This is a genomic window from Bacillus thermotolerans (genome assembly GCF_000812025.2).
Lineage (GTDB): Bacteria > Bacillota > Bacilli > Bacillales > Domibacillaceae > Quasibacillus > Quasibacillus thermotolerans.
Genome location: NZ_JWJE02000082.1, coordinates 1 through 7,700 on the forward strand (window position 1 = coordinate 1; position 7,700 = coordinate 7,700).

The 7,700-nt window shown below is 42.9% G+C and carries 11 protein-coding genes and 1 riboswitch; of the genes, 10 read left to right on the plus strand and 1 reads right to left on the minus strand.

What is annotated here, in order from left to right; genetic code table 11:
* A partial coding sequence (locus QY97_RS18280) for a transposase (protein ID WP_039231265.1) occupies nt 1–188 on the plus strand: 188 nt, incomplete at its 5' end.
* Between the two features lie 148 nt (nt 189–336).
* On the opposite strand, the gene mgtE is transcribed toward QY97_RS18280, so the two are convergent.
* The gene (gene mgtE, locus QY97_RS18285; protein ID WP_332370334.1) at nt 337–1,671 is read right to left on the minus strand and encodes a magnesium transporter; all 1,335 of its coding nucleotides are present in this window, start codon (nt 1,669–1,671) and stop codon (nt 337–339) included.
* Between the two features lie 189 nt (nt 1,672–1,860).
* Between mgtE and QY97_RS18290 the strand changes: the two genes are divergently transcribed.
* The 9 genes from QY97_RS18290 (at nt 1,861) to QY97_RS18330 (ending at nt 7,546) form a co-directional block, all read left to right on the plus strand.
* Entirely contained in the window at nt 1,861–2,217 is a 357-nt protein-coding gene (locus QY97_RS18290; RefSeq protein WP_039231606.1) for an arsenate reductase family protein, read from the plus strand.
* An 84-nt stretch (nt 2,218–2,301) separates the two neighbouring features.
* Nucleotides 2,302–2,685, plus strand: coding sequence for a glycine cleavage system protein GcvH (gene gcvH, locus QY97_RS18295; RefSeq protein WP_039231608.1), 384 nt, complete (start codon nt 2,302–2,304; stop codon nt 2,683–2,685).
* 307 nt (nt 2,686–2,992) lie between these two features.
* Nucleotides 2,993–3,343: a toprim domain-containing protein gene (locus QY97_RS18300; protein ID WP_408606300.1), complete on the plus strand. Its 351-nt coding sequence runs from the start codon at nt 2,993–2,995 to the stop codon at nt 3,341–3,343.
* A complete protein-coding gene (locus QY97_RS18305) occupies nt 3,336–3,650 on the plus strand; it encodes a thioredoxin family protein (RefSeq protein WP_046128816.1) in 315 nt (104 codons plus the stop codon). The genes QY97_RS18300 and QY97_RS18305 overlap by 8 nt, the downstream gene beginning before the upstream one ends.
* Before the next feature lie 182 nt (nt 3,651–3,832).
* A riboswitch (SAM riboswitch) is annotated at nt 3,833–3,949 on the plus strand.
* Between the two features lie 92 nt (nt 3,950–4,041).
* Nucleotides 4,042–5,067 (plus strand): methionine ABC transporter ATP-binding protein, encoded by a 1,026-nt coding sequence (locus QY97_RS18310; RefSeq protein ID WP_039231613.1) that lies wholly within the window; start codon nt 4,042–4,044, stop codon nt 5,065–5,067.
* Complete coding sequence (locus QY97_RS18315) at nt 5,060–5,728, plus strand: methionine ABC transporter permease (RefSeq protein ID WP_039231616.1); 669 nt, start codon at nt 5,060–5,062, stop codon at nt 5,726–5,728. Before QY97_RS18310 ends, QY97_RS18315 begins: the two co-directional genes overlap by 8 nt.
* Nucleotides 5,729–5,748: 20 nt before the next feature.
* Nucleotides 5,749–6,606: a MetQ/NlpA family ABC transporter substrate-binding protein gene (locus QY97_RS18320; protein ID WP_039231619.1), complete on the plus strand. Its 858-nt coding sequence runs from the start codon at nt 5,749–5,751 to the stop codon at nt 6,604–6,606.
* Nucleotides 6,607–6,717: 111 nt separating this feature from the next.
* The gene (locus QY97_RS18325; RefSeq protein ID WP_039231623.1) at nt 6,718–7,080 is read left to right on the plus strand and encodes a carboxymuconolactone decarboxylase family protein; all 363 of its coding nucleotides are present in this window, start codon (nt 6,718–6,720) and stop codon (nt 7,078–7,080) included.
* A gap of 316 nt (nt 7,081–7,396) precedes the next feature.
* Nucleotides 7,397–7,546 (plus strand): hypothetical protein, encoded by a 150-nt coding sequence (locus QY97_RS18330; RefSeq protein ID WP_166701717.1) that lies wholly within the window; start codon nt 7,397–7,399, stop codon nt 7,544–7,546.
* Nucleotides 7,547–7,700: the final 154 nt, after the last annotated feature.

A 7,700-nucleotide genomic window follows, 5' to 3' on the forward strand; every position in this document is an offset into this window, starting at 1 on the left:
AATTAAGCTTTGCACACAGTAAAGAACTCCACGGTCTGCGCTATGCACGTTACCGTGGAGTTCAAAAAGTGAAAACGCAAGTTTTGATGACCGGCATCATACAAAACTTGAAAAAGTGGGCCAAACTCCGCTCTTTACAGAAAATCGGTCTCCACCTCACTTCTCATATTATAGAAGGTTCCGTTTAACAATTCAAAAAAAGTGAAAACCCCGGTGAGAATTCACCAGGGTTTTCTTGACTAAGTTGTTTTTCAACAACGTGAAGCCTCCGACTAGTCGGAGGCTTCTTCAGTCTGATCCGATTAGGGTGGATGATGAAAGATTATAAGAGGTTGCTTAAGAAGAAAGACGCGATGGAAAAGTACACGACAAGGAAAAAATATCGTTTACTGTCGTAATTAATGGTCCCGAAGCAACGGCCGGGTCGAAGTTAAACTTGTCAAGGATTAACGGAACGATCGTCCCAGCCAGTGTTCCGAGAATTAATGTCAGAAATAACGAACTGCCGACGACTATACCGAGGTACATATTTCCTTGCCAGATAAAGGCAATCAGGAAAATCATGCCGCCGCAAACTAGGCCGATAAGAAGACTGACTTTACATTCACGGAGAATTAATTTGATAATTGTTTTTCCATCGATGTCCTGCTCTGAAAGTCCTCTGACTACTACAGCAAGGGATTGGGTGCCTGTATTTCCAGTCATACCGGCTATCAATGGCATAAAAAAAGCCAGTGCTACTGCTTGTTCGAGAGTTTCCTCGAACGCTGAGATGATGTTTCCGGATACAAGCCCGATAAAAAGAAGGATAATCAGCCACGGAAGCCGTCGCTTAGCGGCGATGGCAGGCTTTGTATCGAAATCAATCTCCTTATCTACTGCTGCGAGCTTACCTATGTCTTCATTGGTTTCTTGAATAACAAGCTGCATCATATCATCGAATGTAATAACGCCAAGGAGCCTGTTCTCTGCATCTGCAACAGGAATAGCGCTAAAGTCATACTTTTGCAGCAATCGGTGAATCTCTGTCTTCTTTGTATTGGGGGAAACAGAAAGAACTTGTCTAAACATAATATTTTCTATTATTTCATTTCCTTCAGCGATGACGAGATCACGGTAAGAGACCGTTCCAGCCAGCTTCCCCGTTTCATCAAGTACGTAGATAAGAAATAATGTTTCTGAATATACAGCATGAACTTTCGCCTTTTCTACCGCTTCAGCTACTGTATCATGCACCTGAACAGAGAGGTACCTGTCGGTCATCATGCTGCCGGCTGTATTAGGTGGATAGCTTATCATCTCCTGAAGATATCGTGCTTTCTCTTCGTTCATTTCTGACAGGAACCTGTCAAGGTCCGTTTTTGGAAAATGACGCAGCAGGGAAGATAGAACATCCGTATCGAGAAGAGAAAGTATTTTATTTGCCCGGACAGGGCCAACTTTTCCGAGGAGTTCCAGTTGATTCATATGATTAAACCTCGTGATCATGCTGGCGATAACCGCCTCATCTAAATGTTCGAGCATGGCTGCCCGGTGTTTATCTGGAATGCTCTGAAAGAGGGAGGCCAGATCATAAGGTCTTTTACCTGTAAGCATGTCATTGATTTCCTGGTACTTTTCTTCTTTCAGCATCTCAACAATAAGTAATGTATCTTTCTCTATATTCTTCAAGGTAAGCACCTCCATCAGTATTCTTGTTCCCAAAAAGTAGAGTAGATAACTTGCTAATTAGGAGAAGCAGAAGAACGACGGAGAGATGTTGATTTTTATCCGAAAAGAAGATACATTTAATCAGAAGAGTTTGAAAAAATGTGGAAGGATTCTAATGAACCCACGCTGTTTAAAAGGGGGCAATGAGTCATGGCATTAACGTTTTACTGGTATCCAAAGTGTGGTACATGTCGCAAGGCAAAGAAGTGGCTAGAGGAGCATCAAGTTGAATTTGAAGCAATACATATTGTTGAGCAGCCGCCTTCGAAAGAAGAATTAAAAAGCATGCAGGAAAAGAGCGGACTGGAATTAAGGAAGTTCTTTAATACGAGCGGCAAGAAATACCGGGAGCTGGGTCTGAAAGATAAAGTGAAGACTGCCTCTCAGGATGAGCTTTTAGAGCTGCTTGCATCTGACGGCATGTTAATCAAGCGCCCGCTTACTACGGACGGGGAGAAGGTAACAGTCGGTTTTAAAGAAGAAGAATTTGAGAAACAATGGTTATAGAGCCTGCGTGGAGGGTTTTTAGTTGCGTTACGGCTTTATAATAAGTACATTTGAAATGTAGACTAAGTGATGGAGGGATTCAATATGGCTACGCCAAAAGAACTGCGTTATTCAGAAGAACATGAGTGGGTAAAAACAGAAGGAGACAAACTGCGCATCGGGATTACTGATTTCGCACAGTCAGAGCTGGGCGACATCGTATTCGTTGAGCTGCCGTCTGTTGGCGATGAAGTGACAGCTGACGAACCATTCGGAAGTGTAGAATCCGTTAAAACAGTTTCAGAGCTTTATGCACCTGTCAGCGGTAAAGTAGTAGAAGTAAACGAGGAGCTTGATGACAGCCCTGAATTCGTTAACGAATCTCCTTACGAGAAAGCATGGATGATCGTTGTAGAGCCATCTGATGCTTCTCAAGTTGACAGCTTAATGTCTGCTGAAGAGTATGACGAAATGACAAAAGAAGACTAATCACTGAAGAGAGCTGCTCCTGTACTTAATCTGTACATACTTGGAGCGGCTTTTTCTTTTTCTCTAGGGTGAGAACATTTGCTGGTCGGTCCAGAACAGCCGCTAGCGCCTTTCTTTTTGTCTGGCTCTAGCGTCTTGGCCCTCGAGGTCAAATAACCTCACCCGATGAAGCCAACAAGCAGCTTCCTAGGGTGAGAACATTTGCTGGTCGGTCCAAAACAGCCGCTAGCGCCTTTCTTTGCATTTTTTATGAAAAAGAGGGACAATACGAGTAAGGATAAGGAATGCATAATAAAGGGTGATGATTATGTCTTCGGAGAAAACGATTGTTGTAGAAGGAGCTTCCGATCGAAAGAGGGTCCGGGAGATTGTCAATGAGCCGGTGGAAATTATTTGTACAAACGGTACAATTGGTGTGAGCCGGATGGATGAACTGATTGATGAGCTGTTTGGCAGAGATGTTTACATTCTTGTCGATGCGGATAAAGCGGGAGAAAGGCTGCGCAAGCAGTTTATCCGTGAGTTGCCGGAAGCGCGTCATTTATATATTGACCGTGTGTACAAAGAAGTCGCTGCGGCTCCTTATCGTCACCTGGCTTCCGTACTGTTAGGCGCTAACATTGACGTGAGAGGAGAGTTTTTACAGAAAGATGGATGATCAGCAAGCACAGCAAGATATAAATACGATCATAGAGGCGAACCGTTTAACTGCTGTTTATGCCTACACGCCCATGTGTGGAACATGTCAGCTGGCTGGAAAAATGCTCGATGTTGTGGAGAAGGTAGTGAAGCAATTTGAGTGGGTGCGCTTGGATTTAAATTATTATGAAGAGTTTGCGATGAGCCAGGCAATCGAAAGTGTTCCTTGTCTGCTTATTTTTAAGGACGGGGAATTAATGGAAAAGATTTATGCTTTCCACTCAGTCCCTCATATATATGAGAAGCTGAATCAGTACGCTTCTTAAAAGCGGAGAGACTAGCTTCCTTTCGGGCACGATTTCCTTTCTTGGAAATACGCTTTAAGGCAATGTTTGCTTCATGAAAATGTGGAAGAAACTACTTAGGAAATTTCCTTCGATCTGAATTGACAATTTTCGCAGAAGAATGGTAAAATCAACGCACTGAGAAAGCAACATAACTTATATAGCTCTTATCAAGAGAGGTGGAGGGATGTGCCCGATGAAGCCCGGCAACCGTCAGCAGTGAGAACACTTGTTGAAAAGGTGCCAATTCACACAAAGCGGTGCGCTTTGGCAGATGAGAGAAAGGAATTGCGAATCACTCTGCCTTTCTGCTCATGAGCAGAAAGGTTTTTTGCTTGTCTACAAGCACATTCGAATGGGGGAATATAACAGCATGATTTCGATATCAAGCGTAAAGAAAATCTTCTCCACGAAAAACGGGAAAGTCACTGCAGTAGATGACATCAATCTCGTTATTAATAGAGGAGAGATATTTGGTGTAATTGGATATAGCGGAGCGGGGAAAAGTACGCTGATCCGTATGCTTAATGGGCTGGAAACTCCTACATCCGGCTCGGTCGTTGTCGCTGATCGTGAAGTATCAAAAATTAAAGGAAGCGAACTTCGCCAGGCACGCCGGGAAATCGGCATGATCTTCCAGCACTTTAACTTGCTTTGGTCAAGAACAGTAAGAGAAAATATTGCGTTTCCGCTCGAAATAGCAGGGGTACCTAAGTCAGAGAGAGAGAGAAAGGTAAACGAACTGATTAAGCTCGTAGGTCTTGAAGGCAGAGGAGACTCTTATCCTTCTCAATTGAGCGGCGGACAAAAGCAGCGTGTTGGCATTGCCCGAGCTTTAGCTAATGATCCGAAGGTATTACTTTGTGATGAAGCGACTTCAGCGCTTGACCCGCAAACAACAGATGCTATTCTTGATTTGCTTGTCGATATTAACAAGCGTCTTGGCTTGACAATTGTTCTCATTACACATGAAATGCATGTCATCCGAAAGATCTGTCACCGGGTAGCTGTAATGGAAGCGGGGCATATTGTAGAGATGGGACCGGTGCTTGATGTATTTAAGTCACCGGAGCAGCCGATTACGAAACGGTTTGTCCAGCAAGTGACGGAACCAGAAGAATCGAAGGAAACCATTGAGCATTTGTTAGAACAATACCCGGATGGGCAGCTGGTAAAACTGACGTTTGTCGGTGAAAGTGCAGAGCAGCCGGTGATTGCTAATTTAATTCGTCAATTTAATATAGGCGTGAACCTTGTACAAGGCAAGGTGTCCCAGACACAAAACGGCCCCTACGGTACACTGTTCGTTCATTTAACAGGTGCCTCAGAGGAAGTAAACAAAGCAGTTGAGTATTTGAAAGAGCAGAAAGTAAGTTCGGAGGTGATTACGAATGCTTGAGCAATGGCTTCCGAACGTAAACTGGGAGAATATCTGGGAGGCAACCATTGAGACGCTTTACATGACAAGTATTTCCGTCGTGGCTACTTTTATCCTTGGTATTTTGCTTGGTTTGTTATTATTTTTAACAGCAAAGGGCAACCTTTGGGAAAATAAGATGGTCTATACGGTTGTCGGTGCATTTGTAAATATTTTTCGCTCTATTCCTTTCATCATTTTAATTGTTCTATTAATTCCGTTTACAAAGGCGCTTGTAGGAACGATGATTGGAGAGAACGCTGCCCTTCCGGCTCTTATTATCGGAGCAGCTCCCTTCTATGCACGCATGGTGGAAATTGCCCTTCGTGAAATTGATAAAGGGGTCATTGAAGCAGCGAAAGCAATGGGAGCGAAAACCAGCACGATTATTTGGAAGGTGCTGCTTTCTGAGTCTATGCCGGCGCTTGTTTCAGGTATTACCGTTACAGCTATTGCGCTAGTTGGTTATACAGCAATGGCTGGTGTCATTGGCGCTGGAGGCCTTGGAAACCTCGCTTACCTTGACGGGTTCCAAAGAAGCAGGGAAGATGTCGTTCTTGTAGCGACAGTAGTAATTTTACTTATTGTATTTGTTATTCAATTTGTTGGTGACTTCTTCACGAACAAATTAGATAAAAGATAAAATTTAGGAGGGTGACAATTATGAAGAAATGGCTGCTTGCTTTACTAACGGCATTGGCTGTCTTCGCACTCGCTGCTTGCGGTGGAGGGTCGGAAGGCAACAATGAAGAAGGAAACGGTGGAAGTGAAGGCGGTGGAACAGAAGATAAAGAGCTCGTTGTCGGTGCTTCTAATGTTCCTCATGCCATCATATTAGAAGAAGCGAAACCGCTGCTTGAAGAAAAAGGATATGAATTAACTATTGAAACATTCCAAGACTATGTACTGCCGAACCAGGCGCTGGCTGAAGAAGAATTAGATGCCAACTACTTCCAGCATATTCCTTATTTTGAATCACAAAAGAAAGAGCATGGCTATGACTTTGCAAATGCTGGCGGCATTCACATTGAGCCTATCGGCGTATACTCTCAGAAATATAAAAGCTTAGAAGAACTGCCAGAGGGAGCAACAATCCTGATGAGCAGCTCTGTAGCGGACCATGGCCGTATTTTAACAATGCTTGAAAAACAAGGACTTATTAAGTTAAAAGAAGGCGTAAATAAAGAAGAAGCAACCATTGAAGATATCGCAGAGAATGAGAAGAACCTAAAGTTTGATTACGACTATGAGGCGGCTCTGCTTCCGCAGGTGTATCAAAATGGGGAAGGTGACGCAGTTCTTATCAACTCTAACTATGCGATTGACGCTGGCCTAAATCCATTAGAGGATGCGATTGCTCTTGAAGAAGAGGATTCTCCATATGTGAATATTATCGCAGTTCGCAGCGGTGATGAGGACAGTGAGAAGATCAAAGCGCTTGTTGAGGTTCTTCGTTCAGAAGAAATCCAAAGCTTTATGAAGGAAGAATGGGGCGGCTCAGTCGTTCCGGTAAGTCAATAATTAAGCAAGCACCCGCAGAGACAGCTCTGCGGGTGTTTGTTTTTTAAGAGAGGATAAAATGGATTCCCCCATCGCATATTAAAAGAGATAAAAATCAAAGGGGGTTATTTTATGGAAAAGGATCAATTGAGCTCGACGGAGGAAGCCTTGCTTGATTATAAAGAAGGCATGGGTACTTTTGAGAAAAGAATGCCTGAGCTTGCTCACCACTACTACAAGTTTACTGCCGAGTGCTTCAAAGAAGGTGAGCTTTCTCAGAAGCAGAAACAGTTGATTGCCTTGGGCATAAGTGTTTACGCGCAGGATGAATACTGTATTATTTACCATTTAAAAGAATGCCTTGATAAAGGCTGCAGTGAGAAAGAAGTGTTGGAGTCCCTTGGCGTAGCAGCTGCTTTTGGCGGAGGAGCAGCCATGAGCCAGGCGGTCACACTTGTTCAAGAAGCAATGGATGAGCTTGGCTATACGCATTAAAATTTGAAAAGAAGAGATAAAAGGGATCAGCCTCGGTTGTTATATTAATTGTTTGATTTTATGGAATATTCTGAAATATAAAGAAATCCAGAGGATATGGTTTATATTTTAAGAATACGGTTATATATATCACAGTCAGGACGTCAAATCAGTCCATAGCAGGCGAGAGAAGGCTATATCGCTTTTGTCAGAAAATTAAACGTCTGTTACGATTGATGACGTAAGAAAATTTGTTCACAAAAACCGAAAGGATTGATTCCCTATTACTTCATTAAACTCACTGAATTTGCAGTACACAGAAAGCATGGAGAAAGCGATGCAAAGCTCGCACGGAGTAGGCTATGAAGTGTACAGCCAAAATCATGATGTGAGAATGGATGTTGAACGTCAGCGCGAACAGGAATACTCAGAAAGCCGCCGTATTGTAGCGGAATATAACCGTAAGCTTACGAACCATCTATCCTAATAAAAGCAAAATGAAAAAATGAAATGTAAATTGAAAAAATAAACAAAAAAGCCAGCGACTGCGTAAAGTGTACCCTTTGTAAAGGACATTTTAAAAAAAGCCTAGGCAGTTTTAAGAAGATGATCTCTGTATTGAACAGGGGTCATCTTTTTTA

What these genes read in the sequence shown, in the direction of transcription:
- QY97_RS18290 (WP_039231606.1), top strand. Translation starts at nt 1,861, where the DNA reads ATGGCATTAACGTTTTACTGGTATCCAAAGTGTGGTACATGTCGCAAG.
- gcvH (WP_039231608.1), top strand. Translation starts at nt 2,302, where the DNA reads ATGGCTACGCCAAAAGAACTGCGTTATTCAGAAGAACATGAGTGGGTA.
- QY97_RS18300 (WP_408606300.1), top strand. Translation starts at nt 2,993, where the DNA reads ATGTCTTCGGAGAAAACGATTGTTGTAGAAGGAGCTTCCGATCGAAAG.
- QY97_RS18305 (WP_046128816.1), top strand. Translation starts at nt 3,336, where the DNA reads ATGGATGATCAGCAAGCACAGCAAGATATAAATACGATCATAGAGGCG.
- QY97_RS18310 (WP_039231613.1), top strand. Translation starts at nt 4,042, where the DNA reads ATGATTTCGATATCAAGCGTAAAGAAAATCTTCTCCACGAAAAACGGG.
- QY97_RS18315 (WP_039231616.1), top strand. Translation starts at nt 5,060, where the DNA reads ATGCTTGAGCAATGGCTTCCGAACGTAAACTGGGAGAATATCTGGGAG.
- QY97_RS18320 (WP_039231619.1), top strand. Translation starts at nt 5,749, where the DNA reads ATGAAGAAATGGCTGCTTGCTTTACTAACGGCATTGGCTGTCTTCGCA.
- QY97_RS18325 (WP_039231623.1), top strand. Translation starts at nt 6,718, where the DNA reads ATGGAAAAGGATCAATTGAGCTCGACGGAGGAAGCCTTGCTTGATTAT.
- QY97_RS18330 (WP_166701717.1), top strand. Translation starts at nt 7,397, where the DNA reads ATGCAAAGCTCGCACGGAGTAGGCTATGAAGTGTACAGCCAAAATCAT.